Origin of the sequence: Streptomyces sp. NPDC048361, assembly GCF_040651795.1 — a bacterium.
Classification (GTDB): Bacteria; Actinomycetota; Actinomycetes; order Streptomycetales; family Streptomycetaceae; genus Streptomyces.
In genome coordinates, this window is sequence record NZ_JBEZKW010000016.1 from 71,916 (window position 1) to 98,263 (window position 26,348).

The window sequence follows — 26,348 nt, forward strand, 5'->3', positions numbered from 1 at the left end:
CCGCCGGAGCACCGACGGCAAGGCCCCACCTTTGCGGCCGCCACAGGGAAACACGGCCACATATGGGCGAATTGACGGGTTGTCCGACTACCGGATGGCACTGTGATCCACCTGTCGACGACAGGTGTCCGACGCTGCCCTTACCGGTGCGCGGCACACATAGGCAGTAGGGGCCACCCGCACGGTGTGGCCGTCGATGTCCTGAGGAGCACCTTGATGACCGTAACCGAAGTCCCGGCGAAGGCCTTCCCGGAGTGTCAGGCCACCGCACCCTTCTGGCTGCTCCTCGGCGGTGGGCTCGACCAGGACCGGATCACCGCCGAACTCGCAGGCGGGTTCGAGCGTGTTCTGGGCGGCCGCAGTGCGGTGATGCGGACCAGCGACCTGGTGCTGGGCGTCCGCGCCGGGCGCCTCACCCTGCACGACCTGAACGGGACGCCGCTCGCTCCGCCGGAGCTCGCCTATGCGCGCCTGTCCACTCCCAGACTCTCCACGGACCGGGAGATCACCCTGCTGCGGCATCTGGAGGCCATGGGCACGGTGCTGCTCAACCCGATCGATGCCGTGCTCGCGTGTGTGAACAAGTTCTGGCATCTGCAACAACTCGCGGTGGCCGGGCTCCCGGTACCCGACACCCGCACCTACGTCGATGCGTCGATGACCGACGTGCTGCGGGCGGGAGTACCCGAGCCGTGTGTGGTGAAGTCGGTACGGGGCCATCGTGGACGCCGGGTCTTCCTGGCTCGTGACACGGCGATGCTGCACGACATTCAAGGCAGCCTCAACGACGAGGCGCCGTACCTGTTCCAGGAGTACGTGCGGTACTCGCACGGGCGGGACCTGAGGGTGATCGTCGTCGACGGCCGGGCCGTCGCGGCGCAGGTCCGGTTGGCCGCCGACGGTGGGCTCAAATCGAACCTCGCCCTCGGAGGAACCGCGACACCGTGCACCGGCCTGCACCCGGCCGGGGAGGCACTGGCAGTGGCGGCGGCGGAGGTTCTGGGGCTCGGGGTCGCCGGCGTGGACCTGCTCTTCGAACCGGACGGCAGCTTCACGATCTGCGAGGTCAACGCCAACGTCGGGTGGCGTGAACACCTCCACCAGGTCGTGCCCGCCATCGCCGAGGCCTGCGACGCCCGCCTGCGGCGCACACCTGCGCCTTGACGGGTCTATCCGACGCGCGGCGCGCCCGGACGCGAAGACGTGTGGGCGCGAAGACGTGTGGGCGCGAAGACGTGTGGGCGCGAAGGCGCAAAGACATGAAGACGTGAAAAGGCGGCGGCACGGTGTCGACGGACGGCACCGTACGTGCGCCGGTTAATCCAAATCCCAGGAGGATACGGTCGTTCGCCCCAGCACGCCTTCCGACGAAGGCATTACCCGCCCTCAGGACTCGCCCTCGGCGAGTGGTGACGTGAGCCGGCGGATGCTCAGGTCACTGCGGCACCGGGAATTCAGGCTGCTCACACTCGGCCAACTCGGCTCCCACACCGGGACGTGGATACAGAAGGTGGCCCAGTCATGGCTGGTCCTCGATCTGTCCCACGGCGACGGCACGGCCCTCGGCATCATCACGGCGCTTCAGTTCCTGCCGCTGCTGCTTTTCGGTCCCTGGGGCGGAGTCCTCGCGGACCGCTGTTCCCTGCGGAAGATTCTTCTCGTCACACAGTCGGTGTTGTGCCTGGTCTCGCTGGCCCCGGGGGTGCTGGCCCTCACCCATGCGGTGAGTCTGCCGGCCGTCTACGCCCTGGCACTGGCGATGGGCCTGACCTTGGTGGCCGAGAAACCGGCGCTGCAATCCTTCATCGCACAGACCGTCCCCACGGCGGACCTTCCCAACGCAGTGGCGCTGGACACCGCGGTGTTCAACCTCGCCCGGATCGCGGGTCCCGCCCTGACCGGCCCGGTGATCGGCGTCTTCGGTGTCGCCCCGGCGTTCTTCTTCAACTCCTTCTCCTACCTCGTCGTGATCGCCGCGCTCCTGCGCATGCAGCCGAAGCGTCGACGGGGCGACCCCAAGCCCGTCCGGGCGCCGCGAGCCAAGGGCCAGGTAAGGGAATTGTTGCGGTACGTGCGGGCTCGCGCGGATCTCGGCGCCCCGCTCGTCCTGGTCGGCGTGGTCGCGGGATTCGGCATGAACTTCCAGATCACCACGGCCTTGATGGCAAGCGATGTCTTCCACACCTCACCGGCCGCCTTCGGACTGGGCTCCACCGCGTTCGCGGTCGGCGCCGTCGCGGGCTCCGCGGCGGCGGCCCGCAGAGGTTCCTGCGGTCCGGGCTATCTGGTGGGCACGGCGTTCGGATTCGGGGTGCTCGAAGTCGCCACGAGCACCATGCCGAGCCACCCGACCTTCCTGGTCATGCTGGTGCCTACCGGTGCCGTACTGATCCTGTTCATGACCGCCGCGAAATCCGCGCTGCAACTGGGTACGGACGACGCCATGCGCGGCCGGGTCATGAGCCTGTACACGCTCGCCTCCCTCGGCACCACGCCGCTCACCGCCCCACTCATCGGCTGGATCTCCAGCACGGCCCATCCCCGGGCCGGACTCGCGGTCGGTGGCATGGCTTCGGCGCTTGCCGCGACGGGTGTGGGCCTGAGCCGACAACGGTCACAGCACCAGTGGGCCGCTCGGTTCATCCATCCGGCCGGCGGCGTGGCGCGTGCTTTCCACAGGCTGGCGGGACGGTAGAGCCGAGGGGGAGACGGACGACGTCGGCCTGCCGACGACCGCTCACCGTCGGGGTCACGGACGACATCGGCCGGCTGAAGACCGCTCACCGTCCTCGGGGTCGGCGACGCCCAGGAAGTCTCACTGCCGTGAGCGACGCGCGTGCCGGGCCACGGGCTCGCCCGGCACGCGCTACCGACTCAGGAACAGCTGCAGTTACAGCAGTTCGGCGGCGGAGCGCAGCAGAAGGACGCGCTCACCTCCGTCATACCGTGGCCCGCCGTGAGCGACTGGCTGTGCTCGTCCCCGGCCAGCGAGTCCAGGTCGAGGTCCAGCGCGAGGTCGGCGACCGCGGCAGCGAGCGAGGGTGAAGCGTTGCTGTTCTCGTTCATCAAAGCCCTCCTTTCGAACCTAATGGAGCATCAACGGGCTTATGTGGACGTCCAATTGGGACACTAGCGTGACAGATGAGGAACTGGGAAGGGGGTGGACTAGACCATTCGCCTGGGCTAATGTCGGCCGCCCGGAGGCCGCGAGCGCAGCCTCGACCGGCGCGTTCACGCCTGCGAGAGCGCGTTCACCCGCCGGCCATCGCGAGGAGGTGCAGACGAAGCCGAGACTCCTTCCCGACACCCATCTGCTGCCCTCCGAACGGGGCGTGGTGATCAATGGGCCCGGCCGCACAACCGCCCTCGCGGCGCCGGGAATCTATCCCTGGCTGGAGCGGTTGCGTCCCTTCCTCGACGGCCACAACCCCCTGGATCAACTCACCGCCGACCTGCCGGCCCAGGCCGCACACCATGTCCGCGCGCTGGTGCAACTGCTGGCCCGGGAAGGCTTCGTACGGGACGCGTCGGCGGATCTGCCCCACGGACTGAACTCCGCTGTGTGTGAGCACCACACGGCGCTGATCGACTTCATCGCGGCGCGCACGGACTCCCCCGAGGCGCGCTTCGAGCGCTATCGCCATTGCGCAGCGCTGGTGGTGGGTTCCGGACACATGGCGAGCGCGCTGGTCCTCGCCCTGCTCGCCTCGGGTGTGGCACATGTCCGGTTCCGTGTGACGGAACCCGAGGTGAATGCCAGGACCACGACCGACCTGGCACGTCTTGGCACATGTGTCGCGTTGCTCCAGGAGGAGGGTGGCTCCTTCCGCTACGAGCAGCTGAGCAACGACTCGCCCCCACTTCCCCCGGGCGTCGGCGTGGTACTCCACGCGTCGGACGTACCCGATGCCCGGTCGGCACATATGGCCCGCACACTCGCGCTCCGCGCCGGGCTGCTCCACGGCCAAGCTGTCGCCGGGGACGACCACATCGTGATCAGCGCGGTCATCGACTCCGGAGACGCGCAGGACCCCACCGCTTCCGAGGGGCCGCCCCGTGCTGTGCACGATCAGGACACGGTGACCGCCACGGATGCGGAGCCCGCTCAGCGCTCGGCGTCCGCCACGAACGTGGGGGCTCCCGGTGTGCCCGAGCCCAGTCCTTACCTCGGTGGCCCGATCGCGGCCCTCGCCGCCAACCAGCTCTGCATGCACCTGCTGCACCGGGTGGCAGGCCTGGACACCACCGACGACGGTGCACAACCGTCGACCACGGCCGCAGCAGTGGTACTTGACCTGGCCACCGGATGCTTCCTCGGTGCGGAGTCGTCGTGACCGGGGTGGCGGAGAGAGCGACCGGGGTGACCGAGAGGACGACCGGAGCGATCGAGAAGACGGCCGAGGAGACCGAGAGGACGACCGAGGTGACCGAGAGGCCCCCTCGCAGTCCTGCGGTCATCGAGCCGTTTCCCCCGGCGCTCTGGGCCGACGCGGTCTACTCCCGCAAGGCGATTCCGCCCACCCTCGCCGCCGGCCACGCGGCACCAGGACACTCGGACGCGGAACTCGACCCGCTCCCCCCAGGACACCGGCTTCCGCTGGCACCGCCGCCGCTCCACCTGGTCTCCTCCCTCGGCCCCTCACCGGCCGCCCACGCCGGCGCGGCCCGTCTCGGCCACCAGACCGGCCTCGGCGATCCGGCCGTCATCGCCGCGCTGCTGCACTACTCCTACGGCCTGCTCCACCACGACCTCTCCCCGGGCGGCTGGCCGCTGCACCGCGCGGTGGCCTCCGCCCGCTGCCGATACCCCAGCGAACTCACCCTGGCCACCCTTACCACGGCGTTCCGCTTCGATCCGCTGCATCATCAACTCATAGATTTGGACAGGTTGATGACGGATGGTCAGAGCCGCGAGCCAGCAGCGTCCCGGTTCGCCGTGATCAGCAGCCGACTCGCCCGGACGGCACAGCTCTACGGCGACTACGCTCCGCGGCTCTGCGCGCAAGAGGCGGGAATGCTGCTCGGCTCGGTGCACCTGGTCGCCACCGCCCTCGGTCTGCGTACCCGGGCCGGCCAGGACCGGGACACCCTCGACGCCCTCTGCGCCGGCCGGCTGCCCGCGGCCGAGCACCCGATGGGCTATGTGGAGATACTGCCCTGCGCAGACCCTCCGCCAGCTGCCCCACGCCGGCTTCCGTCCGACCTCGCCACGGTGCTGCGTGCCCGCCACTCCGGCGCCGCACTGTTCGACCCCGTACCGGCCCCGGCACCCCGGGCGCTGCTCGCCGATCTCGGCGCGGCCCTGGCGGAGGCACCGTTCCCCGACTTCTCCTGCCACCTCCTGGTGCGGCGGGTCGCCGACTTCGCCCCCGGCCACTACGTCCACAGCGGCGGCCGCCTCTGGCAGGTCCGCGACGGCGACCCGCTCACGCTGCTGGAACAGATCGGTCAGACCGAGGGCCGCGTGTCGGTGAACTTCCGCTCCACCGCCTGCACCGCCTATATCGCCGTACGGCGTGGCACCGCCGTCTCCCGGTACGGCGCGGACGCCTTCCGCAGAGTGCACCTGACCGCTGGGGCGGCGGCACACCTGATCTGTGTGGCGGCAGCACGCCACGGCCTGTCCGCCCGGGTCCACAACGGCTACGACGCCGCCACCGCCGAACGCCTGCTCGGTCTGGCCCCGGACGACGAGACCGTGGTCTTCCAGGTGGCCATCGGCAAGGCCCGGCCAGGAGCCGCCTTCCGCCTGCCGGTGGTGTTCTGATGGGCCGGCCCACCGCGTCCGCGAGCACGACCACCACGAGTCGGTCCGCACCGCCCGGCCCCCGCGTGGGTGTACGCATCGCCGGCCTTCCCACCACCGCACTCGACACCTCCCGCATCCCCCGCAGCACCGAACTCGCCCTGCGTATCGTCTCGTTGGACCAACGGCTGGCCGACGACGCGGATCGAATCGGCGATACGCTGCACACGCTCATCGGCACCGAGCCGGCCCGTCCGCACAAGGCGCGGCTCGTGGGGCTGCGCCGAGCGGTACACCAGGGGGCCCGTATCGACCGGCTGATCGAGGCGGCGGCCCCGCCGCGCGTACTCGGCGCCGCACTCACCGAACGCCTCCACACCCATGCCACTCTGCGCCACACCCGGACCGGCCTCCTCGCCGAACTGGACCGCGTCCTGCCGGCCGAGACCCGCTCAGCGGCCGACGCCCTCGGCGCACTCGTCCAGGACGCCGCTTTCGCGACCGGTCTCGACTACGCCAGCCCTGACCTGTACGAAGACCTGCTGCGGTGGAGCGGGCGCGATCCGGCTCGGCGACGACCGCTGGACGGAGCGGCCGTCCGGTTGGCCAAGTACGCGGGCCGCGCGATGGCCAAGCCGAGCCCGCTGACCACCTTCGCCGCCGTAGGCTTCGCCGACTGGGCACCCACGGTCGCCGGCAGTGCCGGTGCCGCGGGCGTCCTCGGTCCCGTCGGGGATGCCAGTGCCGCCGGTGATCTCGGCGTTCACCTGCAGAGCCATGCCCTCGCCCAGGTGGCCGAGGCGAGTCTGCTGCCGCTGTCCCGGATCGCCGCGGCCCTCGCCCTCGTACCGGAACTGGCCGGCGCCGTCGACCTGCGCGTCAATCCGTCGGCCACACCGACACACTCCCCCGACGGCGGCGACCGGTGGCTGTTCACGGCGCCCGGCCCGTCCGGCGAGGTGCGCGCCCTGCCCGCTACGCCGGCCCTGACCGCGATCCTGGAAGCCGCCCGCGAGGCCGGCAGCCCGCAACGGCTGCGCGCCCTGCTCGGTGCGCCCGGCCCGGACAGCGCCGCTGACGCCGTCATCGCCCGACTCGTCCGGCTCGGCCTCCTGGAGGTCCGCCTCGGCCTGCCCGACCAGGAGCTCGACGCCACCACACTCTGCGAGTGGCTCGGCCGCCACCTTTCCGGGCAGCAGCACGACGCCCGGCTCACCCTCCTGCTGGCCGATCTCCGTTCCGTGCGCGACCGGATCGACACCGCGCGCAATGCCCCGCCCGGCGCCCATCGGCGCATCGCCGACGACCTCCGGCGCCACCTGAGGGATGCCGCGCGACGACTCCAACTACAGCCGCCCAACAGGCCGTTGGAGTCCGGGCCCGTCCACTTCCACCACACGGTAGCCGTCGGCGCGGCCGCCACCCTCGACGCGCCCGCCTGGCAGCCGGCCCTCGCCGACCTCGCTCTCCTACCCGCCCTGCTCGCGCCGTTCGACACCCTCACGCCACCGCGCAAGGCGCTTGTGCAGCACGCCGTGGCCGCGTACGGTCCGGGTTTCGGCCAACCGTTCACCCGCTTCCTTCAGGACTTCGGTGGTTGGTGGGCGACGGCCGAGGCGCACGCTCCCAGCGACCGTGACACAGGGCGGCAGGACGAGCTGCGCCGTCTGATCGCCGGCACTCCCCCGGCATCCGACGGCACCCTTCGGCTCGACCCGCGGGCCGTCCGCGACCTCTGCGGCACATGGCCCGACCCGGCGTTCGCCGGCGACACGCATGCCTGTTACGTCCAGACCCTGCCCGACCCGACCACCGCCAGCGGGCTCGGCCTCGTACTGAATACGGTGACCTGCGGTCATGGGACCGGCCTGACCCGGATCGCCCGCCTGCTCGCCGCACCGGCCGGCGACTCGGCGCCGCACCAAGCCCTCCCGCCGCAGACCGCCGCCCCGGACAGAGCCCTCCCGCCGCAAGCCGGCGCCCCGGACAGAGCTTTCCCGCCACAGGCTGCCGTCCCCGACGGAGCTGTCCCCCCACAGGACACTCCGAACGGCCCCCTTTACGCCGAGTTCGACGCCGTCTTCGGCAGCGCCCTCAACCAGCGTGTCCCCGCGGCCCGTTACGCGCTCGACTTGGAGGGCGCCACCTCGCACCGGCCTCCCGAACAGCTGATCCGTCCCGCCGATCTGGACGTCGTGCACGACCGGCACACACAGCGGCTGCACCTGGTGCACCGCGCCATGGGCCGGGTCGTACGACCGCTCCACTCGGGTCTGCTGGCCACGCCGCTCCTCCCCTTGCAGGCCCGGCTGCTGGTGGAGGCCTTCGGCCAGACCTCGTACGCCTTCTGGTCGGACTGGCCGCAGCTGTGGCACCTCCTTCCGGCCCGGCGGACCAGCGCGCCCCCCGGCGGGCGGGACGCGGACACCAAGGCGGTCCCGGGCTGGACGGCGCTGCCCCGCCTCGCCGTCGGGGCCGTGGTCGTGCGGCGTGCGACGTGGTTCATCGACCCGGGTCAGGCACCCGCCCGGGCCGCCGGCGAGGAGGACGCCGCCCATCTCGTCCGCATCCACGCATGGCGGGTGGCCCTCGGCCTGCCGCAGCGCTGCTTCCTGCGCGTCCTCACTCCGCGCCCCGCCGACGGTTTCAGCGGGCCCGCCCTGCACGACAAGGACCGCAAACCGGTGTACCTCGACTTCGCGCACGCCCATCTCCTGCGCGTCTTCGAGCGGGCCTCGGCCTCGGGCCGCCCGCTCCTGCTCACCGAGGCGCTGCCCGACCTCCACGACGCACCGGCGTACCGCGACGGCCGGCGTCATGTGTCGGAGTTCGTGGTCGAGATGCCCACGGCGCCGCTCCCATCGGTTCACCGGCGGGGGCGAATATGACGACCCGTCCCACCGCAGACGTTCCGGTGCCGGAGATGCCGCACGCATCGGGCGCGGGGGATCGCTGGGTCAGCGCCTGCGTGTTCACCGGGCATCCGCTCGATCTGGTGGTGCGCACGCTGATTCCCGGGGCCGTCGCGGAGCTGCGGCGACAGGGTCTTGCCGACCGGTTCTTCTTCCTCCGTCACTGGCAGGGCGGCCCGCATCTGCGGCTGCGTCCCGCGACGCCGGCCGCCGAACCTGCCGTACGCCTCGTCCTGCGTGACCACGCGGCGGAGCTGTTCCGCCGTATTCCGTCGTCCCGGGAAATGACTGAGCGTCAATATCAGTCTCTTGCAGCCCAGTTGGCCGCCCGTGAGCCGGGGAGCGAGCCGGGCGTCCTCGCCCCCAACGACAGCCTCGCCTTCGACTCATACCGTCCCGAGCACGGCAAGTACGGTCATGGCGTCGCCCTGCGCGCCGCCGAGGAGGCCTTCGCCACCTGCAGCGAGCTGGCCGTCGCCGCCGTACAGGCCGAATGGAGCCAGGCCCGGCGCGCGGCGCACTGTTTCGCCCTGCTGACCGGCGCCCTGGACCAGGAGGCCGGGCCGGGGCGGCCGACACCGGATGTCCTGGCGCAGTACGGCAACAGGCGAGCCGCGCTGCTCTCCGTCGCCCGCGCGGCCCGCGCGACAGCAATCACCGGAACCGCGCCGGCCGGCGTCGACCCGGTGAGCGGATGGCTGGCCGCCTGCCGCACGGCGCAGCGGTACGCCGCCCAGCCTGCCGCCCTCGCGGGCCATCTGACCCACCTGGCCTGCAACCGCCTCGGCATTCAGCTCGGCCAAGAAGCCACTCTGCGCGCCCTGGCCCTGCTGGCAGTGCAGGACGTGACGAGCGAAGACGACCATCCGTGCCGGCGAACCGCCAAGGAGTGACTCCCGTGACAGCCATCCCCCAGACGGAAGCGCCACAATGGCGCGCGGCGCACATCGCGTACTTCGGTGACGACATCGACCAGTTGATCCTGGACGCCGTGCGCCCGGTGATCGAGCGCTGCGCCGGTCACGCCGAATCGGCGTACGTGCTGCGGCACTGGCGCCGTGGTCCCCATCTGCGTCTGGTCGTGCGGGCCACGCCCACCGTCTTCGACGAGCTGGTCGTCCCGGCCGTCTCCGGGCTGATCGGGGGCCATCTCCGGCGGCGGCCGTCCACCGCCGCCCCCCTCGACGAGGCCGCCCTGCTGCCCCTGCACCGGCGCCTCGCCGCGGCCGAACGCGAGCCCGGCCCCTTGACCCCCTTCTACGCCGACAACTCGATCGTCTGGGAAGAGCACGACCGCCGGGTCGACGTGCTGGGCTGCCCGGTCGGCGCCGACGAACTGGCTCTCTTCTACGAGAAGACCAACGGGCTGCTCTTCGAGCACCTGGAGTCCGTCGCCGTGGGAGTGCCGCGCGAGACGCTGGCCCTGCGCCTGATGCTCGCCACCGCGCACACCCTCTGCCGGCACCCCCAGGACCCGTCGATCCGCCGCGGTTTCGTCTCCTTCCGGTCCCACGCCGAGGGCTATCTCAGTACGGTCGGCCCCGACGTGCGGGCCGCCTTCGACCGGCGGTACGCGGCCAACCGCGCCACGCTCACGACCCAGGTGCGCGCCGTGGTCGCCGCCTTCGATTCCACGGCGCCCGCAGCCGCGTCCGGGGCGGACGAGGCAAGGGCGCTGCATCGCTGGGTGGCCACGATCGACCCGCTGGACCGCGCTGTACGAGGCAGGGGAGATTCCCGAGGCGGAGATACCGACCGACGAGGAGAACGGCGTCGGCGGTCTGGTCGCGGCCAGCCCCCTGCACCGGACGATCAGCGGCAGCGCGACGTACAAGCAGATGATGTACCGGGACCCGCGTTTCCTGCGCTACCGCCTGATGCTCAACTACACCTACCTCCATCTCTCCCGCCTCGGGCTGCCCGGCCTGACCCGCTATCTGCTCTGCCACCTCGCGGCCGAAGCGGTGGAGGAGGTCTACGGGGTCAGCGCCCTCGATCTGGTCCTGGCCACCGCCGCGAGCGGCCCGGGCACGCCGGAGCACATCACCCTGTCGGCGCGGACCGGCGGATGAGGACCACCTCGTCGGCTCCGCCGTCCGACGCCTACCCGCCGTCCGCCGAGACCGGAGGGATGTCCGCGCGTCGCTATCACGCGCGCCACGGCAGTGTGCTGCCCGCCATCGACCCCGCTGCGAGCAACACCGCGCCCAAGCACCATCCGGGCGCGCCCGTCCTGACTCTGCCGTTCCCGCCGGCCTTCCCGGCGCCCTCGGACGACCGTGATCCGGCGGCCGCCGGCCCGGAGCGGCTGGGTGCGGTCCTCGCCCTGCTCAACGGCGTCACCCGGATCGAATGGACCGGCGCGGGCGCGCGCACCGGCCGGCCGGTGCCGTCGGGCGGCGGCGCGTATCCGGGTGAGGTGTACGCGGCCACCGGCTGCGGGCTGTTCCACTATCTGCCGTCGGCCCACGCACTCGAACTCCTCTCCAGGGCCGACCTGCGTACCGGCCTGACCGGCGCACTGGACCGGCCGCCGACCGAGCGACCCGAGTGCGTACTGCTGATCACCAGCCGGCTGGACGCGAACCTGGCCCGCTACGGCCCCTTCGGCCACCGTCTGCAGGCCCTCGACACCGGTGTACTGACCGGGCAGGCGCTCACTCTGCTGGAGTCGGCCGGCGCCACACCGATGACGCATGTGCGGTTCGCGGCCGAGGAGGTGGGTCGGCTGCTCGGCCTCAACTCCCGCGTGGAGCACGTCCATTCGGTCATCACGGCCCGGTCGCCGGGTGCCATCGCGCCCGAGCGCGCGCTGCTCCGGCGTCGTACGGCCCGCTCCGGTTTCGAGCCTGCCCCCATCGCGCTGGGCTCTCTGCTCACGGTCCTGGAGGAAGCCGTCCGACCGATCCCCCTCGATCACGCCCCGCCCGCGGGCTGCGACGTCTATGTGGTCGCCCAGCGCGTCACCGGACTCGACGCCGGATGTCACCGGCGCGACCCGCGCACAGGCCGGCTCGTTCCGGTCACCGCCGGCGTCACGCCCCGGGGCCTGTTCCCGCCCGGCGGCCCGGGAGAGGCGGCCGGGTTCGAGGCCGCCTGTGCCGTGCTCGTCACCGGCGACTACGAGGCGGGCTACCCGCTGTACGGCGACCGCTGGTACCGGATGCTGAATCTGCGGGCCGGTGTCATCGGCCAGCGGATCGGCCTGGCCGCGGCGCGCACCGGGCTCGGCGCGGGGCTCCGCTGCGATGTCGACGTCACCGCCGCCGATGCGGTACTGCGCGCGCATCCCCATCGCACCACGTTGCTCGCCGCGCTGCTCGGACCGGAACGCGGCGGCGGCACACCGACGAGTCATCTGTTCGCCCCTCCCGGCCGGATCGGCTCCGTCGACGCGAAAGGAACGTCGTGACCGTGCCGTCCATCCCGACCGCCCTCTCCCCGGGGACCCAGTGATCACCTCCGCGTCCGTTCCGCTCCTGCGCCGCGACGTCTTCCTGACGCCGAGCGGCAGCGGCACCGTCCATGTGCGCTCCAGCCGTGGCACCGACCTGATCGCCGCGCCGGGCATCGCCGGCTGGCTGGACCGGCTCGCGCCGTTCCTGGACGGCACCCGCACGGTGGAGCAGCTCCTCGACGGCCTCGCCGGAGCCCGCCGCGCCACGGTGCTGCGCGTCCTTGAACTCGCCGACGAGCACGGCTTGTTGGAAGACGGTGCACGGCACGAGCCGGATCCGCGCACCGTTCGCCACCCCCACCTCCGCGCCCTGGTCCTCGGCACGACGGCCGCGGTGGACGCCCTGACCGGAGCTCTGCGGCTCACCGGCCTGTCGGACATCACGCCGGTGGCTGACCCCGAGGCCGCCGTGGCGGCGCTGGCGGCCGGTGGTCACGACGCGCTGTTGCTGCTCGCAGAGGCAGACGAAGCCCAGTCCGTCGCCGGGCTCGACGAGGAGTGCCGCACGCGGGGCGTGTGGTTCGCCGCCGCCGTCCGGGACACGGAATCCTGGTGGCTGGGTCCGGCGCTCGCGCCCGGGCCGCGTCGCACCGCCGGCGGCTGGCTCGGCGCCTGGCTGCGTGTGCAGGGGACGCACCCCTCACCTCGCGTCCTTGACGACGCCTGCGCGACGACCGAGTTCGCGGCCACCCTGCTCGCCCACCACTTTCAGCGCGCCGTCCTCAGCGCCTCCACAGCGACGGCGGCCGAGCCGACGCGTCTCATCCGCCTGCACACCTCGACCCTGACCACCACCAGCCACACCTACCGCCCTCACCCGGCCGCGTTCCCGGCCGTGCCCGAGTCCGCGGCCCCGTTCCTCGCCGGGATCGCTACCCTGCGCGCGGGTCCCGCTGTCGCGCCCGAGGACTTCTCCCGGCGCGCCGCCGGGTGCGTCGACGAGCGCGGTGGACTGCTCGCGGAACTGGACGAGGGCGCGCTGCCGCAGTTCCCCCGGCATGCCGCGAGGGCCGTGGTCCGCGACCCGCACACCGGCCGGGCCGAGCATCAAGTCCACGCCACCGGGGCCGACTTCACCGCCGCGCGGCTGCGCACCGCGCGACGTGCCCTGGCCCGCTATGCCCTGCTCGCCCTCGATCCCCGACGATTCGTCCCGGCACTCGCCGGTCCCTCACTGTGGGCCTGGTCCCCCGAGCGGGGCACCGCCCACCTGGTCCCGGCAGCCTCCGTAGGCGCCATGGGACCGCGCCCGCCGCGGGGTCTGGGTGCCGGCGCCACCTTCGACGAGGCGGTGCACGAGGCGCGCCGCGACCTGCGGGGTCCCGCGCACGACACCCTGATCGTGCCGCTCGACCACGATCCGGCCGCCACCGACGTATTGCCCTATCTGCTGAGAGCGGTGCGCTGCGATGACTGATGATCTGCTGTCGGCCGATCTCCCGTCGGCCGCCCTACGGGTGCACCACGACGGCGGCCTGCTCGGGCAAGCCCTCCTCCGCCGGGTGGAGGCCCTGTCCCATCTGCCGAATCTCCTGCCGGAGGTGCTGCTGGTCGCCGCGGACACGCCTGACGCGGGATCAAAGTGCTTGCTGGAAGCGGTAGTTCAGGGCCAGTCGTACCTTCCCGTTCTCGCGGAACTCGATCGTGTGGTGATCGGCCCGCTCGTGCGTCCCGGCATTCCCGGTTGCCACCGTTGCCTCGCGACCCGCCGGGCCGGAGCTCGGGCCGACGCGGCCGAGGAGGCGGCCCTGCTCTCGACGTACGGAAGCCGCCTCACCGGCACGGTCTCTCCGCTGCTCACCCCGATCGCTGCCGACCTCGCGGCGAACCTCGCTCTGCGCCTGCTCACGTCCGCGCCGACGGCCGGGCGGCCCGTAGCAGGGGGTGCCGCCACCGGCCACCACGTCGGGCGGCCCGAACCGGCAGGTGCCGCCACCGGGCATCAAGTCCGGCGACCCGAACCAGCGGGCGGCGCCACCGGCCACCACGTCACCGCGCGGACGGTCCCCGAACAGCTCGTCACGATGCTCCGCCTCGACGGCCTGGAGATCACCCGGCACCACTTCCTGCCCGACCCCCACTGCCCGGACTGCGGCGGTCTGCCCGAGGATTCCGCGGCCGGCGCCGTGATCCCGCGGGTCTCACGGCCCAAGCCGGACCCCGCGGTCCTGCGGATACGGAATCTGCGCGCGGAGCGGGCCGCGCTGGAAGCGCGCTATGCCGACGACGAGACCGGCGTACTCAAGGGTCTCCGGACGCGTGGACTGCACGCCCTGCCGTTCGCCGAGGCCAAGGTCGGCCCGCCCGAGTCGGTCGACGGGGGGTATGGCCGCGCTCTCGACTTCCGCACCGCCAAGGTCACGGCGATCGCCGAGGCTCTGGAGCGTCTCGGCGGAGGTCGGCCGGGCGGGCGTCGCACGGTGGTACACGGCAGTCACCGCGAGCTCGACGCCCGGCACCCCGGCGCCGCCCTCGACCCGGCGGCCACCGGCAGCCACGAACCCCACCGCTATCAGGAACCCGGCTTCCCGTTCCAACCCTTCCATCCCGACCTCGTCATGCCGTGGGTCTGGGGGTACTCCCTCACGCGCGAGCAGCCGGTGCTGGTTCCGGAGAGCCTCGCGTACTACCGGCTCGGGCGGCACCGGACACCGTCCGTCCGGCCGCTCGTCTCCGAGATCTCCAACGGTTGCGCGCTCGGCGGCTGTATTGAGGAGGCGGCTCTGTACGGCCTCCTGGAGCTGGCCGAGCGCGACGCGTTCCTGCTCACCTGGTACGCCCGGCTACCGGCTCCGGCGCTCGATCTGCACACCGCGCGCGACCGGCGGATCGGCCTGCTCGCCGACCGGATCCGGGAGCGTACCGGCTACCGCGTCGAGGTCTTCGACGTGACCGGCAGCGAAGGCATTCCCTGCTTCTGGGCCGCGGCCATCGACGAAGAGCCGCGGCCGGCGCCGGGTACCGAGCCGGCCGCGCCCCGGCCCAGCGTGCTGTGCGCGGGCGGTTCGGGGCTCGATGTCGAGCGGGGCGTCTTCGGCGCACTGCACGAACTGGTCACCGCCATCGAGGCATACGGACTCATCTACCCGCAGCGCGCGCAGGATGCCGCCCGCATGCGCGACGACCCCGAACTGGTCCGCCTGATGGACGACCACGCGCTCCTGTACTGCGACCCGGTCGCCGCCCGCCGTCTGGACTTCCTGCTCGCCCCCGGGGGCCGGCCGCCACGTGAACGCCGGAACTTGAGCGAGCTCGGCGACCGCCGGCCCTGGCCACGCCACCCCGATCTCCGGTCGGATCTCGACGAGTTGGTGGGACGCTTCGCCGCGAGCGGCCTCGAAGCGATCGTCGTCGACCAGACCACGCCGGTCCACGCCGCTTCCGATCTCGCCTGCGTCAAGATGCTCGTGCCCGGCCTGCTCCCCATGACCTTCGGACACCAGCTGCGGCGCATCACCGGCCTCGACCGGGTGCTGACCGTATCCCACCGCCTCGGACACACCTCCCGGCCGCTCCACCCCGACGACGTCAACCCGCATCCGCACCCCTTCCCCTGACCGCCGCGGGCGCGTACGCCAGGACGGCCGAAGGCGGGGGTTCGCCGCCCCTCCCTGGGTGATTCGTCCCGGGATCGTCCACCACGCAGTAACCCTTACGGCCCACCGGTCCCTCAGCTGTAGTGTGATCAGCTCGCGAATTACCTGCGTGGGCGCTTCCGACATGTGCGGCCACAGGTCGCGTGGGGGCAGCCAGGGAGGGTTCGAAGGGTGAACAACAAGGACGCGTTGCGGCAGCTGCTGCAATGGAAGCGCGGGCAGATCGACCCGTCGGAACTCGGCATACCCCGGCGCACAGGACGCGGCCGCCGGTCACCGGGGCTCTCGCAGGCACAGGTCGCCCAGGCACTCTTCGTGACGGAACGCACCTACGGCCACCTGGAGCGGGGCGAAATGGCGGCGCCCAGCCAGGAGTTCCTCGACTCCGTGTCCAAGGTGCTGCGCCTGGAGGAAGGGGAGCGCACCGCCCTCTACATCTACGCACTCGGGTACGAGCCGCCCACTCCCCTGGACCCGGCCTCGGGCATGAGTGTCGCTCCCGCCTGGCAGAAGGCCGTCAACGAGGTGACGGGGCAACCCTGTTACATCAATGACGTGGCGTGGAACCTGCTCGCCTACAACCAGGACTTCGTGTCGATCTTCCCGCAGGTGGAAGGTGAGCCGCCTCGCCTGCCCGAGCAGAACCTGATCCGCTGGATGCTGCTGCGAGAGGACGCGCGCGAACACCATCTGGTCGACTGGGAGCACCAGTGGGCCGGCCCCGTGGCGGCCCAGCTGCGGGCCGCGGTGGCGGCGCACCCCCACAACGAGGACCTGCGGCAACTCCACGAGGAGGTGTCCGAGGACCCCGCGTCCGGGCCGATCTACCGCAGCCACAATGTCGCGTACCGCCATCCCGACGGCCAGACCCGCACCATGCGGCATCCCGGCTATGCAGGCCCGGGCAGTTACGGCTCCACGCGGGACAGGTGCTGCGAGCGCCACGCTCCGTCCCAGCAAGGCCTGGTCACCATGTGTGCCGCCGAGCCGTGTCTGAGCCCGGGCGCCCGGTTCTTCTTCCTGGTCTTTCAGCCCACGCCCGGGTAGCGCACCGAGCACACGTGGGGCCCAGCCGGACACATCCGGCTGGGCCCCAGTGCACTTCTTTACGTCCCGAGCGAGGTCAGTGCTTGAAGACGTCCTTGATCTTTTCCTTGGCCTGGCGCGCGTCGCCCTTGGCCTGCTCGGCACGACCCTCGGCCTCAAGGCGCTCGTTACCGACCGTACGGCCGGCCGTCTCCTTGACCTTGCCCTTGGCCTGCTCGACCTTCGACTGCGTCTTTTCGTCACCCGACACAACAATCACTCCCACACATTCGTTGGCACACCGTGACGTAGATACTCCTGGCCCCATTCGCGAGTTCTAAACCGATGGCCACCGAATCGCACTCGTCGATCCTGGAGACGGCCATGCTCTCGGGTGCTTTCCGCGCACCCCGGCGCACTCTCCGCGTACTCGCCGCGTACTCGCCGCCTGCGCGTCGGGAAATCACGGCTCGTCGTTTCAAGGGTGTGACGGAAGCCTTTCGGGGCACACGGCGGACTGGAGGTTGATAACTATGGTTCCCCTGCTTCTCGTTCTTCTGCTCGCCCTGATCCTGTTCGGCGCCGGTTTCGCGCTCAAGGCCCTGTGGTGGATCGCCATCGTGGTCCTGATCGTCTGGCTGATCGGGTTCGTCGCCCGTCCCAAGGGCGGAAGCGGCCGCTGGTATCGCTGGTAGACACAGACCACGCGGCACGTAGCACGCGTATAGGGGACGGGCACGACTGATGGTCGGGCCCGTCCCCTATTACGTGCGGTTTTCCTGCACGCCGTTGTTTACGTTCGGCCCCACAGTTTCTTTTCAGGGGCTACGAGATTCACTCTTCGCTCACCGGGCTGATCGCGGGGTGGGCTTTTCGCGCTCAGCGTCGGGAGCCGGCCACGGGTGTTTTCAGGCCGACTCGGCGATTGGGTCGTCGAGGGCGCCCAGCATTCCTGTACGGAGCTTGGCGACGGTACGGCTCAGCAGGCGGGACACCTGCATCTGGGAGACGCCCAGCTCTTCGCCGATCTGGCTCTGGGTGAGTTCAGCGCCGAACCGAAGGCGCAGCAACAGGCGTTCGCGGTCGGAGAGTTCGGCCATCAGCGGGGCGAGCGCATGGAAGTCCTCGACGAGTTCCATGGCCGGGTCATCGGCGCCGATGAAGTCGGCCAGGGCTGCCTCGCCGTCCTCGGTGTCGGTGCTGAGCGCGGCGTCCAAGGAGGCGGAGTTGTAGCCATTGGCGGCCAGCTGTGCCTCACGGACCTCGTCCTCGCCGACGCCCATCAGCGCCGCCAGTTCCTTGACCGTGGGCGAGCGGTCCAGGCGCATTTCGAGCTCCTCGCGCGCCCGCGTCAGCTCCCCGCGGCGCTCCTGAAGGCGCCGGGGCACGTGCACGGCCCAGGTGGTGTCGCGGAAGAACCGCTTCATTTCGCCGACGACGTACGGAACGGCGAAGGTCGTGAACTCGGTCTCGCGGGACAGCTCGAACCGGTCGATCGCCTTGATCAGGCCGATCATGCCGACCTGGACGACGTCCTCCATCTCGTCCGCGACGTTACGGAAGCGGCGGGCGGCGAACCGCACCAGCGACATGTTCATCTCGATCAAGGTGTTCCGAGCGTACTGGTACTCCCGCGTACCCTCCTGCAGCACCGCCAGGCGCTCGAAGAACCGTCGCGACAGCTCGCGCGCGTCACCCGGTGCGACCCGTGCGGGCTCCTCGATCACCGGAAGTTCCTGCGCCGCGACCGCGCTCATCCGTTCCGCGGTTCTCGTGCCGGTCGCTACGACAGTCACGGCCACTCCCCTCTCGCTCGTCGGACCGCCGGAGGGCGGACCACTGCCCGTACACCCCTCCAAGCCAGCAGGAAATCTACCACGACCGGGATAGAAATTAGATTGCTGCGGGTGGATTGTTTCTGTCGTCGACGGAAAATCGCGGTGGGGCTGCATGCCCTCCCACCAGCGGCGGGAGCCGTGGGGGGGCGTGGCGCACCTGCATCATGGAACGAAAGGTTCCGGGCGTGTGGCGCGGGGCTCGCCGGGCGGAGGGGCGTTACTTTGCGTTCCATGACGACAGAGACGGAAGACACCGGGGACGAATCGGCCGACGCCCGCGAGGCCCGCCGCGCGATCGAGGAGTACCTGAGCCGCGGGGCTGCCCGTACGGACCAGAGCGAGGGAAGCGCCGGGCGACCGGGACAGGCCGACGACCGAGTCGCGGAGTGTGTCGCACGGGAGGCCTGGGACGCGGTGCAGGACGCCACTCCGGCTCCCCCCGACCCCGAGGCCGGCCCGGCGGAAAAGACCGAGATGTCACCCGAGCGTGCCGAACTCCACCGCCGGGCCGTTGCCGTCGCACGCGGACTGCGGGAACTGGGCTACCACCTCGACGAGACCCTGCTACCCGGCCCGGACATGGCCGCGGGGTGACCAGCCCGGCCACAGTGACAGGGGCCGCCAGGTGACGAGCCCGGCCACGGGCCGGGGACGCGTCAGCTGCTGCCCCAGTCCAGCCGGAGCACGGCCAGGTCGTCCGAGTGGCGTCCCGCGTTGAGCGCGTGGGTCTCCTTGATGAGGCGGTCCACGTGGGCGGCGGGGTCGGCCGGTGGCAGCTGGTCGATCAGGTCCAGGAGTCCCTCCACGCCGAGACGGCCTTCCGCCGGGCCGTTGTGGCCTTCGGTCAGGCCGTCGGTGTACAAGGTCAGCGCTCCGGACTCCGGGAGCGGAATGACCGTCTCCGCCCAGCTGCGCTGCTCCGGCGCGATGCCCAGGGCGATCCCGAGCTCCGCGGCCACTTCCCGGGTGCCCGCAGGGGTGGTGAGCAGGGGCTCGTGATGGCCGGCGAGGTGCAGGCTCGCCGTGCGGGCCTTCTCGTCGAGGGTGAGCAGGGCGCAGGTGGCGAACAGGGTGTGGCTGCCGCGTTCGGCGATCAGGATGCGTTCCATGAGGTGCAGCAGGTCCGGGCCGCGGTGCCCGCCGAGTACCAGGGAGCGCCAGGCGATGCGCAGGCAGACGCCGAGGGCGGCCGCGTCGGGGCCGTGACCGCTGACGTCGCCGACGACGGCGCGCAGCAGCCCGTCGTCGCACTCCACGACGTCCAGGAAGTCGCCGCCGAGCAGGGTCAGCTCGCCGCCGGGCAGATAGCGCGAGGTGACCGTCACGGTGGAGGTGTCGAGGATCGGCTGGGGCAGCAGTCCCCGCTCCAGGCGGGCGTTCTCCTCGGCGCGCAGCCGCGCCGCCTGTGCCTCGGCGCTGGCGCGTTCGGTCCGGCTCCGGTAGACGGCGTACCGCAGGGTGCGGCGCAGCAGGTCCGCTTCGACCTTGCCCTTGACCAGGTAGTCCTGGGCGCCGGCCGCCATCGCCTCGGGGCCCGCCTGCGACTCGGACAGGCCGGTCAGGACGATCACCGCGGCGTGCGGGGCGAGCCTGCGGACGGCGGTGACCGCGTCGGTGCCCGACACGTCCGGCAGGTGCAGGTCGAGCAGGATGCAGTCGATGAGCGGGGTGGCCAGTTCGGCGCGGGCCTCGGCCAGGCTGGTGCACGTGGTGAGCTCGAAGCGCAGCCCGGTGTCGTGGAGGAGCTCCTCGACGAGCAGGGCGTCGCCCTCGTCGTCCTCGATCAGCAGGACGCGGTAGGTCGCCTCCGCCGGTCTGGTGCCGGGGGCTGTCGGCGCTGTGGTCATGGCGTCGGCTCCGCGTGGTCGGGGCCGGCGGCTTCGGAGTTCGCGGCGGGGCCGCTGATCGACGGCGGTGCCTCGGCCAGGGTGAACGTGATGCGTGTGCCGTCCGTGTAATCGGGGTCGACGGCGATGGTACCGCCATGGAATTCGACGATCTTCTTGCACATGGCGAGGCCGATGCCGCTGCCGCTGTAGACGTCCTTGGTGTGCAGCCGCTGGAAGATCACGAAGACCTTCTCGGCGTACTGGGGCGCGATGCCGATGCCGTCGTCGGTCACCGTGAAACGCCACAGCGGGCCCTCCTCGGCGGCCGTCACCCGGATCCGGGGCTGGTGACCGGGGCGGCGGAACTTCACGGCGTTGCCGATCAGGTTCTGCCACAACATGCCCATCTGGGTGGGATCGGCGACCAGGCTGGGCAGTTTGTCGCAGGTGACTTGCGCACCGGTTTCCTCGATGGTCACGCTCATGGCGGAGAGGGTCTCTTCCACGACGGAGCCGAGGTCGACGCTCTGGTGCGCGTGGTGGACGCGGCCCACCCGGGAGAAGTCGAGGAGGTCGTTGATGAGGACCTGCATGCGGTTGGCTCCGTCGACCGCGAAACCGATGTACTGGTCCGCCTTGTCGTCGAGCTGACCGGCGTACCTGCGCTGGAGCAGCTGGGTGAAGCTGGAGACCTTGCGCAGCGGTTCCTGCAGGTCGTGCGAGGCGACGTACGCGAACTGTTCGAGCTCGGAGTTGGAGCGCTGGAGTTCCGCGGTCTGCGTGTCGAGGAGCCGGCGTGACTCCTCGCTGACCTCCAGCTCCTGGACCAGCCGTTGGCGCATGACGTCGATCTCACCGCTCAGGCGGCGCAGGTCCGCCGGGCCGGTCGCGGCGATGGGGCGGGTGAACTCACCCTCCGAGACCGCACGGACGTCGATGCCGAGCTGGCCGAGGGGATCGGTGACGCCGCGGCGCAGCGCCTCGAAGACCAGCCCCGCCAGCGCCAGGATGACCAGGGCGATCGCGGCGAACACCCAGTTCCGCGTACGCATGGTGGAGTCCAGGTCCTCGCGCGCGCGGCTCTGGTCGGCTCGCAGCCGCTCCTGCTGCCCGGTCAGGGCCGTCCGCACCCGGTCGAAGTCGGCCTTGCCCTCCGAGGCGCGCTCGGTGGCCAGCGCCGAGGGCGTGCCGGCCGGTGCCGCGGCGATCGGCCGGGCGATCCTGGCCTGCCACGTCTCCACCGCGTCCTGTACGGCGCGCAGGTCGGCGAGACCGCGGGGGTTGCCGTTGAGCAACCGCGACAGGCTCGCGGTGTCGGCCGTCTGCTCGGCGATTCCCTGCCGATAGGGCGTGAGGAATTCGGGATTTCCGGTGAGCCCGTATCCCCGGACGCCGGTCTCCTGGTTGAGCATCGCCGACTCCAGGCGGAACGAGGTGCCCAGCGCCTGCGACCTGACGTCCACCAGGTCGTCGCTGAGCGACGCGGTCCGCCCGAGGACCCACGCACCGATCAGGCCCAGCGCGGTGAGGAGCGCCAGGGACGCGGCCACTCCCACGCGCAGCCACCGCGAGGTCGTCCACGAGGAAAGCCCCCGCGGACGCGACAGCGTCTCATCGCCGGTCATCTGTGAACCCCTCCGTCCTGTGACACTCGAATCAGCGTCGCGCGCCATACTGTAGAGGCTCATGGACAACGAATGTTGTCGTGGGGTCGGGTCGGGGCCTAGGGTGCCGGGTATGCCTGGCAAGAACTTCGTCCTGCGGAACGCGGCGCAGGAGACGACCGCGGTCACCGATGTGGCCGTCGGCGAGCTTGCGCGGCGCATCACCCAGCAGCTGCTGGACGATCCCGGGTATCCGGACACCGGCGATTCGACTCCCGCGCTGACGCTGCTGCACGTTCTCGTCCAGCTGCAACGATCCGCGGAACGGCTCCAGCGTGCGGCGGCTCGGGATGCCGCGCGTACGGGAGCCGGGTACCCGCAAATCGGCGAAGCAAGCGGCATGACCCGCCAGGGCGCCCGACGGCGTTGGCCGGGACTGTTCCACCACTCCTCTGAAGCACCTACGGAGCAACCGATGAATTCCGTCCCTTCCCACCCCAGCGCCGTGCTGCTCGTCGAGGACGACATCGCCGATGCCATGCTGATCGAGGAAGCCCTCTCCCAGCGCGGGGCGCGCAACCTGGTCCAGGTCACCGACGGGGTCGCCGCTCTGGAACACCTGCGGGCCCCGGACAGCGCGCGCCCGGACCTGATCGTCCTGGACCTCAACATGCCCCGCATGAACGGCCGCGAGTTGCTCCGCGTCCTGAAGTCCGACGAGGACCTCCAGACCATTCCCGTCGTCGTACTGACGACGTCCTCCGCGCCCGATGATGTGAGCGGTGCCTACATCAGCCACGCCAACGCCTATGTGACCAAGCCGGTCAACCTGGAGGAGTTTGAGCGGGCCGTCCAGAGCATCGACGCCTTCTACCTGGAGACCACGACCCGTCCGCCCCGCGACTGACCGGCCCGCCACGGCAGTCGCCGGCACCCGGCCCCGCGGTCATGTGCCGGCCGGCCCCCGACGACACGAGCAGCCCCGGCCCGCCCATGTGAGGGGCTGGGGCTGCTCGTGGGGCCCCGGACCGGCCACGCGTCACGTGTCTCGCGTCACCTCGCTTTTCCGGGCGCCGGTGTGACACTGGCAGAGTGACCGACAGCGGACGGCAGACGGAGCGGCGTCTTGAACGGGTCATACTCGAGCTGCTGGAGTCGCGTGACCCGGACTCCTCCATCTGCCCCTCCGACGCCGCGCGGGCGGTCTACGAAGGGGACGACGACGGCTGGCGCGCGCTGATGGAGCCGGCCCGTCGCGCGGCCCGGAAGCTGGTCGACTCGGGCGAGGTGGAGATCACCCAGTCCGGCCGTCCGATCGACCCGGAGAGCGCTCGCGGCCCGATCCGTATCCGCCGGGTCCGCTGACCCCCACCTCGGTACCAGGCCGGCGCCGTCCGACCCACAACAGCAGGACGGCCGAGGACAGCGCTGCGACCGCGCACCAGGTCGAGATGGACTCCTGCCGCCACAGCGCGAACGACACCGCGGCCCCTGCGCCGACGAGGACACCGAACAGCACCAGCCCCCGGTCGCCGGACATGAGCAGGGAACCGATGGTGGCCAGGAGGTAGCCGAGGACGATCACCTCGGCTCCGGGCAGCCCGAGCGAGTAGCCGACCGTGTGCCCCCGGATCTCGGCCGTCACGGTGCGGGCCGCCAGGGCGTACGCGAGTGCCGCGCTGGTCGCGACGCCCGCCGCCAGCGGAATCACAAGCCGGCGCCGGGCATGCCGCGGCGCGGCGCAGAGCACGGCGACCGGTACCCACAGAGCCAGCAGGGGCAGCGCGATGACCGCCCAGAGAAGCGTGGCGGGCCCGGTGCCGCCCCCGTTGTGCCAGACCGCGGCCTCGACGACCTGGTGGGCCCCCAGGAGCAGGGGCAGCGCGGCCATGGGCAGGTCACCGGGGCGGCGGGCCGCACAGATCACCGTGGCGGCCCCGACAGCCGCGATGCCCACACCCGCAACGAGGTCGGCCGTCGCACTCCAGCACATGACAGGAACGCTACGGTCACTTCGGCCGAGCAGCGCGCCAGGCAGCAGGTGGCAGGTGTGCGTACACCCTCCCGCCCCGCTGCACCGCCGAGAGGCGACTTGGGGCATGACGTACGGCGGCCCCGCACATCCCAGGGGGGAGAGGGATGGCGGGGCACGCAAGCCCGGGTCGAGGAGGGGGGAGCCCCGACCGTGCGGACCGTAAAGTCCTGATGCCCCCTCGCGCCGACCTCATGCATGTGAGCTGCGTAACACGGCGCATGCCCAACGACGCGGCCGTCACTGACCCGTCGTCAGCGCAGCCACTGGTCCTGGTCGGCGGGGCGGTACAGCGTCACCGCCTGGGGAAGCTTGTCGAGCACCAACTGCCGGTAGGTCGCATCGGTCACTTCGCCGTCGTACGCCAAGTGCGGTTCGCCCTCGGTGACTTCGAGCTCCAGACGGCGGACCTGAGCGGTCGTCAGGACCCTGGAGCCGTGCAGGGTGCCGGTCAGGACGGCGAGCAGGAGCCGGGTGCGGGCCAGCGGGGTGCCGGCCTCCACCACACGTACGTCGAGCAGGCCGTCGTCGAGCTGGGTGCGGTATGTGGGCGCGAAGCCCGCCGGGTGGTAGATCCCGTTGCCCGCGAAGAGCAGCCAGATGCGGCGGGCACGGCCGTTGATGACCACCGAGAGCGGGCTGCCGGTGGCGAGGACCCTCGCCAGGCCGACGACCAGCGCGGGCCACTTCCCGATCCGCTTCTCCAGGCGCTCCCTGGCGTGGACGAGCTCCGAATACACGCCGATGCTGAAGGTGTTGAGGAAGAGCTTGTGTGCGTCGTCGCTCGTTGAGGACGCACGGCCCACGTCGGCAGTGACCGCGTCGCCCGCCTGGATCGCGCGGGCGACGTCGTCCATGGTCTGGTTGCCCAGGTCCACGGCGAAGTGGTTGAAGGTGCCGCCGGGGAAGACGGCGAGGGGGACCTGATGGCGGGCGGCGGTCGCGCTGCCCGCGTTGACCGTGCCGTCGCCCCCGCAGACGCCGAGCGCGCCGCCCTCCGCGACGGCGCGTACGGCCGCCTGGTCGAGCAGGGCCAGCAGGTCGTCGCCCGGTTCGAAGAGGGTGATCGCCGCTTCGGGCAGCAGGGCGCGCAGGGTCTCGGTCGTGTCCTTGGACCAGGCGACGCCCGAGGACGGGTTGACGATCAGCTGGAGCCCCTTGCCCTCCTTGAGGGCGGGGGCGGGCTTGCGCGGCGGGGCGGCGGCGGCCGCGGCCTCCGGCTTCACCGGCCACCAGCGGCAGGTGAGCAGCGCGGCCCCCATGCCGACCAGTGCGCCGGCCGCGGCGCGGCGCCGGTGGTCGAGGCCGCCCTGTGCGCGCACGTAGGCCAGGCCCGCGGCGAACGGCAGCGCGGCCACGCCGTAACGGGGCGACTCCAGGACCACTCCGGAGGCGAAGGCCGCGGCCGACGCCATCGTGCTGGAGGGCAGGGACGAGGTGCTGGGCCGGGGGAAGACCCCGGGGAGGGCGTCGAGGAGGGGCCGCGAACTGCGGGCGGCCGGCTTCGCCAGGGCGTGGTTGATCGCGGCGACGATGGCCACCGAGCCGACGCCGCGCAGCGCTGCCCGGCGCGCGCTGCGGCCGCCGGAAGCTCCGAGGATTGCCGCCGCGCCCACCCACACCGCGTCGTGGTCGGCGGCCCTGCGCAGCAGGTGCGCAACGGAGCCTGTCCGTCCGGGAGTTGACAGGGTGAGGGAGGTGGTCAGACGGTTGCCCAGCCCTGGTGTTCCCTGCTGTCCAAGCGCTCTTCGCAGCCGTCCGCGTCGCTTCATGCGCTGGTCACACCTCTACACGTAAGGAACCCGCCGTGTGGTACGGCGGGACGGGTCATGGCACGGTCCCACCCTACCGGGGGGCCGTGATGGCGTTCTGCAGTGCGGCGAGCCCCGTGGCCAGGGCGCTGCGTCCTCGTGCGGCATGGCTTCGATGGCCAGGGTCAGCGTCGCTTCGCGTTCGTTGCGGATCTGTTCCAGGTGGCGCTTGCCGCCCGCGGTCAGCCGCAGGGTCACTTCGCGGCGGCTGTCCGGGGAGGGCAGGCGTTCGAGGAATCCGGCCACTTGCAGCCGGTCGCAGAGCCTGCTGACCGAGGGTGGCGCGGTGTGCAGGAGCTTGCCCAGGGCCCGCATGCGTATGCCGTCGTTGCGCTCCACCAGATACATCAGGCGCAGTTGCGGCGTGGAGAGCGAGGTCGTGGTCACGGTGTCGCGGGCCTGCTGCCACAGGAGGTCGAGGAGTCCGACGACCTCGCTCGCCGCGTGGGCCTGTTCGTGAACGGCCCGCTGGGAGTCGATGTCTCGATGTGGCATGG

At 71.5% G+C, this 26,348-nt stretch carries 22 protein-coding genes; 14 read left to right on the forward strand and 8 right to left on the reverse strand.

What is annotated here, in order from left to right:
• The first annotated feature begins 216 nt into the window (after positions 1 to 216).
• Together AB0D31_RS12115 and AB0D31_RS12120 are read left to right on the forward strand one after the other, a co-directional pair.
• Positions 217 to 1,164: a RimK family alpha-L-glutamate ligase gene (locus tag AB0D31_RS12115; RefSeq protein WP_362720612.1), complete on the forward strand. Its 948-nt coding sequence runs from the start codon at positions 217 to 219 to the stop codon at positions 1,162 to 1,164.
• A 262-nt stretch (positions 1,165 to 1,426) separates the two neighbouring features.
• Positions 1,427 to 2,695 carry an MFS transporter gene (locus AB0D31_RS12120; RefSeq protein WP_362720615.1) on the forward strand — a complete coding sequence of 423 codons (1,269 nt, stop codon included), beginning with the start codon at positions 1,427 to 1,429 and terminating at the stop codon, positions 2,693 to 2,695.
• A 179-nt stretch (positions 2,696 to 2,874) separates the two neighbouring features.
• Here AB0D31_RS12120 and AB0D31_RS12125 read toward each other — a convergent pair whose 3' ends face one another.
• Positions 2,875 to 3,066 carry a thiomuracin/GE37468 family thiazolyl RiPP peptide gene (locus AB0D31_RS12125; RefSeq protein ID WP_362720618.1) on the reverse strand — a complete coding sequence of 64 codons (192 nt, stop codon included), beginning with the start codon at positions 3,064 to 3,066 and terminating at the stop codon, positions 2,875 to 2,877.
• Positions 3,067 to 3,275: 209 nt separating this feature from the next.
• On the opposite strand from AB0D31_RS12125, the gene AB0D31_RS12130 reads away from it, so the two are divergent.
• From AB0D31_RS12130 to AB0D31_RS12165, 8 genes are all read left to right on the forward strand, one after another.
• The gene (locus AB0D31_RS12130; RefSeq protein ID WP_362720621.1) at positions 3,276 to 4,334 is read left to right on the forward strand and encodes a hypothetical protein; all 1,059 of its coding nucleotides are present in this window, start codon (positions 3,276 to 3,278) and stop codon (positions 4,332 to 4,334) included.
• A 26-nt stretch (positions 4,335 to 4,360) separates the two neighbouring features.
• Positions 4,361 to 5,767 (forward strand): nitroreductase family protein, encoded by a 1,407-nt coding sequence (locus tag AB0D31_RS12135; RefSeq protein ID WP_362720624.1) that lies wholly within the window; start codon positions 4,361 to 4,363, stop codon positions 5,765 to 5,767.
• Positions 5,767 to 8,634, forward strand: a complete 2,868-nt coding sequence (locus tag AB0D31_RS12140; protein ID WP_362720626.1) for a lantibiotic dehydratase — start codon at positions 5,767 to 5,769, stop codon at positions 8,632 to 8,634. Before AB0D31_RS12135 ends, AB0D31_RS12140 begins: the two co-directional genes overlap by 1 nt.
• 35 nt (positions 8,635 to 8,669) lie before the next feature.
• The gene (locus AB0D31_RS12145; protein WP_362720629.1) at positions 8,670 to 9,551 is read left to right on the forward strand and encodes a lantibiotic dehydratase C-terminal domain-containing protein; all 882 of its coding nucleotides are present in this window, start codon (positions 8,670 to 8,672) and stop codon (positions 9,549 to 9,551) included.
• Between the two features lie 5 nt (positions 9,552 to 9,556).
• Positions 9,557 to 12,070, forward strand: coding sequence for a lantibiotic dehydratase C-terminal domain-containing protein (locus AB0D31_RS12150; RefSeq protein ID WP_362720632.1), 2,514 nt, complete (start codon positions 9,557 to 9,559; stop codon positions 12,068 to 12,070).
• A gap of 40 nt (positions 12,071 to 12,110) precedes the next feature.
• Positions 12,111 to 13,532: a hypothetical protein gene (locus AB0D31_RS12155; RefSeq protein ID WP_362720635.1), complete on the forward strand. Its 1,422-nt coding sequence runs from the start codon at positions 12,111 to 12,113 to the stop codon at positions 13,530 to 13,532.
• Positions 13,525 to 15,672: a TOMM precursor leader peptide-binding protein gene (locus AB0D31_RS12160; protein WP_362720637.1), complete on the forward strand. Its 2,148-nt coding sequence runs from the start codon at positions 13,525 to 13,527 to the stop codon at positions 15,670 to 15,672. Before AB0D31_RS12155 ends, AB0D31_RS12160 begins: the two co-directional genes overlap by 8 nt.
• A gap of 210 nt (positions 15,673 to 15,882) precedes the next feature.
• Positions 15,883 to 16,758, forward strand: a complete 876-nt coding sequence (locus AB0D31_RS12165; protein ID WP_362720640.1) for a helix-turn-helix domain-containing protein — start codon at positions 15,883 to 15,885, stop codon at positions 16,756 to 16,758.
• Between the two features lie 76 nt (positions 16,759 to 16,834).
• Here the strand turns inward: AB0D31_RS12165 and AB0D31_RS12170 are convergent, their stop codons facing one another.
• On the reverse strand, positions 16,835 to 17,008 hold the full coding sequence (locus AB0D31_RS12170; RefSeq protein WP_362720643.1) for a CsbD family protein: 174 nt from the start codon (positions 17,006 to 17,008) through the stop codon (positions 16,835 to 16,837).
• A 262-nt stretch (positions 17,009 to 17,270) separates the two neighbouring features.
• Between AB0D31_RS12170 and AB0D31_RS12175 the strand changes: the two genes are divergently transcribed.
• Positions 17,271 to 17,432 (forward strand): hydrophobic protein, encoded by a 162-nt coding sequence (locus AB0D31_RS12175; protein WP_362720646.1) that lies wholly within the window; start codon positions 17,271 to 17,273, stop codon positions 17,430 to 17,432.
• A gap of 213 nt (positions 17,433 to 17,645) precedes the next feature.
• On the opposite strand, the gene AB0D31_RS12180 is transcribed toward AB0D31_RS12175, so the two are convergent.
• Positions 17,646 to 18,494 carry a SigB/SigF/SigG family RNA polymerase sigma factor gene (locus AB0D31_RS12180; RefSeq protein ID WP_362720784.1) on the reverse strand — a complete coding sequence of 283 codons (849 nt, stop codon included), beginning with the start codon at positions 18,492 to 18,494 and terminating at the stop codon, positions 17,646 to 17,648.
• A 312-nt stretch (positions 18,495 to 18,806) separates the two neighbouring features.
• Between AB0D31_RS12180 and AB0D31_RS12185 the strand changes: the two genes are divergently transcribed.
• The gene (locus AB0D31_RS12185) at positions 18,807 to 19,169 is read left to right on the forward strand and encodes a hypothetical protein (RefSeq protein WP_362720649.1); all 363 of its coding nucleotides are present in this window, start codon (positions 18,807 to 18,809) and stop codon (positions 19,167 to 19,169) included.
• A 62-nt stretch (positions 19,170 to 19,231) separates the two neighbouring features.
• Here the strand turns inward: AB0D31_RS12185 and AB0D31_RS12190 are convergent, their stop codons facing one another.
• Both AB0D31_RS12190 and AB0D31_RS12195 read right to left on the reverse strand, forming a co-directional pair.
• Complete coding sequence (locus AB0D31_RS12190; RefSeq protein WP_362720652.1) at positions 19,232 to 20,422, reverse strand: fused response regulator/phosphatase; 1,191 nt, start codon at positions 20,420 to 20,422, stop codon at positions 19,232 to 19,234.
• Positions 20,419 to 22,029, reverse strand: coding sequence for a CHASE3 domain-containing protein (locus AB0D31_RS12195; RefSeq protein ID WP_362720654.1), 1,611 nt, complete (start codon positions 22,027 to 22,029; stop codon positions 20,419 to 20,421). The genes AB0D31_RS12190 and AB0D31_RS12195 overlap by 4 nt, the downstream gene beginning before the upstream one ends.
• A gap of 112 nt (positions 22,030 to 22,141) precedes the next feature.
• Here AB0D31_RS12195 and AB0D31_RS12200 point away from each other — a divergent pair, with 112 nt between their 5' ends.
• Both AB0D31_RS12200 and AB0D31_RS12205 read left to right on the forward strand, forming a co-directional pair.
• On the forward strand, positions 22,142 to 22,915 hold the full coding sequence (locus AB0D31_RS12200; RefSeq protein ID WP_362720656.1) for a response regulator: 774 nt from the start codon (positions 22,142 to 22,144) through the stop codon (positions 22,913 to 22,915).
• Positions 22,916 to 23,100: 185 nt separating this feature from the next.
• Positions 23,101 to 23,373, forward strand: a complete 273-nt coding sequence (locus AB0D31_RS12205; RefSeq protein WP_362720659.1) for a DUF3253 domain-containing protein — start codon at positions 23,101 to 23,103, stop codon at positions 23,371 to 23,373.
• Here AB0D31_RS12205 and AB0D31_RS12210 read toward each other — a convergent pair.
• The 3 genes from AB0D31_RS12210 to AB0D31_RS12220 all read right to left on the reverse strand — a co-directional run bounded on the left by AB0D31_RS12210 (position 23,303) and on the right by AB0D31_RS12220 (position 26,346).
• Complete coding sequence (locus AB0D31_RS12210; protein WP_362720662.1) at positions 23,303 to 24,001, reverse strand: DUF6629 family protein; 699 nt, start codon at positions 23,999 to 24,001, stop codon at positions 23,303 to 23,305. The genes AB0D31_RS12205 and AB0D31_RS12210 overlap by 71 nt on opposite strands.
• A gap of 293 nt (positions 24,002 to 24,294) precedes the next feature.
• Positions 24,295 to 25,812 (reverse strand): diacylglycerol kinase family protein, encoded by a 1,518-nt coding sequence (locus AB0D31_RS12215; RefSeq protein ID WP_362720664.1) that lies wholly within the window; start codon positions 25,810 to 25,812, stop codon positions 24,295 to 24,297.
• A gap of 15 nt (positions 25,813 to 25,827) precedes the next feature.
• On the reverse strand, positions 25,828 to 26,346 hold the full coding sequence (locus tag AB0D31_RS12220) for a MarR family winged helix-turn-helix transcriptional regulator (RefSeq protein WP_362720666.1): 519 nt from the start codon (positions 26,344 to 26,346) through the stop codon (positions 25,828 to 25,830).
• Between the last annotated feature and the right edge of the window lie 2 nt (positions 26,347 to 26,348).

Bases quoted from the DNA above. Each gene is read 5' to 3' on its own strand.
- AB0D31_RS12115 (WP_362720612.1), top strand. From the start codon at position 217: ATGACCGTAACCGAAGTCCCGGCGAAGGCCTTCCCGGAGTGTCAGGCC.
- AB0D31_RS12120 (WP_362720615.1), top strand. From the start codon at position 1,427: ATGCTCAGGTCACTGCGGCACCGGGAATTCAGGCTGCTCACACTCGGC.
- AB0D31_RS12125 (WP_362720618.1), bottom strand. From the start codon at position 3,066: ATGAACGAGAACAGCAACGCTTCACCCTCGCTCGCTGCCGCGGTCGCC.
- AB0D31_RS12140 (WP_362720626.1), top strand. From the start codon at position 5,767: ATGGGCCGGCCCACCGCGTCCGCGAGCACGACCACCACGAGTCGGTCC.
- AB0D31_RS12145 (WP_362720629.1), top strand. From the start codon at position 8,670: ATGCCGCACGCATCGGGCGCGGGGGATCGCTGGGTCAGCGCCTGCGTG.
- AB0D31_RS12160 (WP_362720637.1), top strand. From the start codon at position 13,525: ATGACTGATGATCTGCTGTCGGCCGATCTCCCGTCGGCCGCCCTACGG.
- AB0D31_RS12175 (WP_362720646.1), top strand. From the start codon at position 17,271: ATGGTTCCCCTGCTTCTCGTTCTTCTGCTCGCCCTGATCCTGTTCGGC.
- AB0D31_RS12180 (WP_362720784.1), bottom strand. From the start codon at position 18,494: ATGAGCGCGGTCGCGGCGCAGGAACTTCCGGTGATCGAGGAGCCCGCA.
- AB0D31_RS12185 (WP_362720649.1), top strand. From the start codon at position 18,807: ATGACGACAGAGACGGAAGACACCGGGGACGAATCGGCCGACGCCCGC.
- AB0D31_RS12190 (WP_362720652.1), bottom strand. From the start codon at position 20,422: ATGACCACAGCGCCGACAGCCCCCGGCACCAGACCGGCGGAGGCGACC.
- AB0D31_RS12195 (WP_362720654.1), bottom strand. From the start codon at position 22,029: ATGACCGGCGATGAGACGCTGTCGCGTCCGCGGGGGCTTTCCTCGTGG.
- AB0D31_RS12200 (WP_362720656.1), top strand. From the start codon at position 22,142: ATGCCTGGCAAGAACTTCGTCCTGCGGAACGCGGCGCAGGAGACGACC.
- AB0D31_RS12210 (WP_362720662.1), bottom strand. From the start codon at position 24,001: ATGTGCTGGAGTGCGACGGCCGACCTCGTTGCGGGTGTGGGCATCGCG.
- AB0D31_RS12215 (WP_362720664.1), bottom strand. From the start codon at position 25,812: ATGAAGCGACGCGGACGGCTGCGAAGAGCGCTTGGACAGCAGGGAACA.
- AB0D31_RS12220 (WP_362720666.1), bottom strand. From the start codon at position 26,346: ATGCCACATCGAGACATCGACTCCCAGCGGGCCGTTCACGAACAGGCC.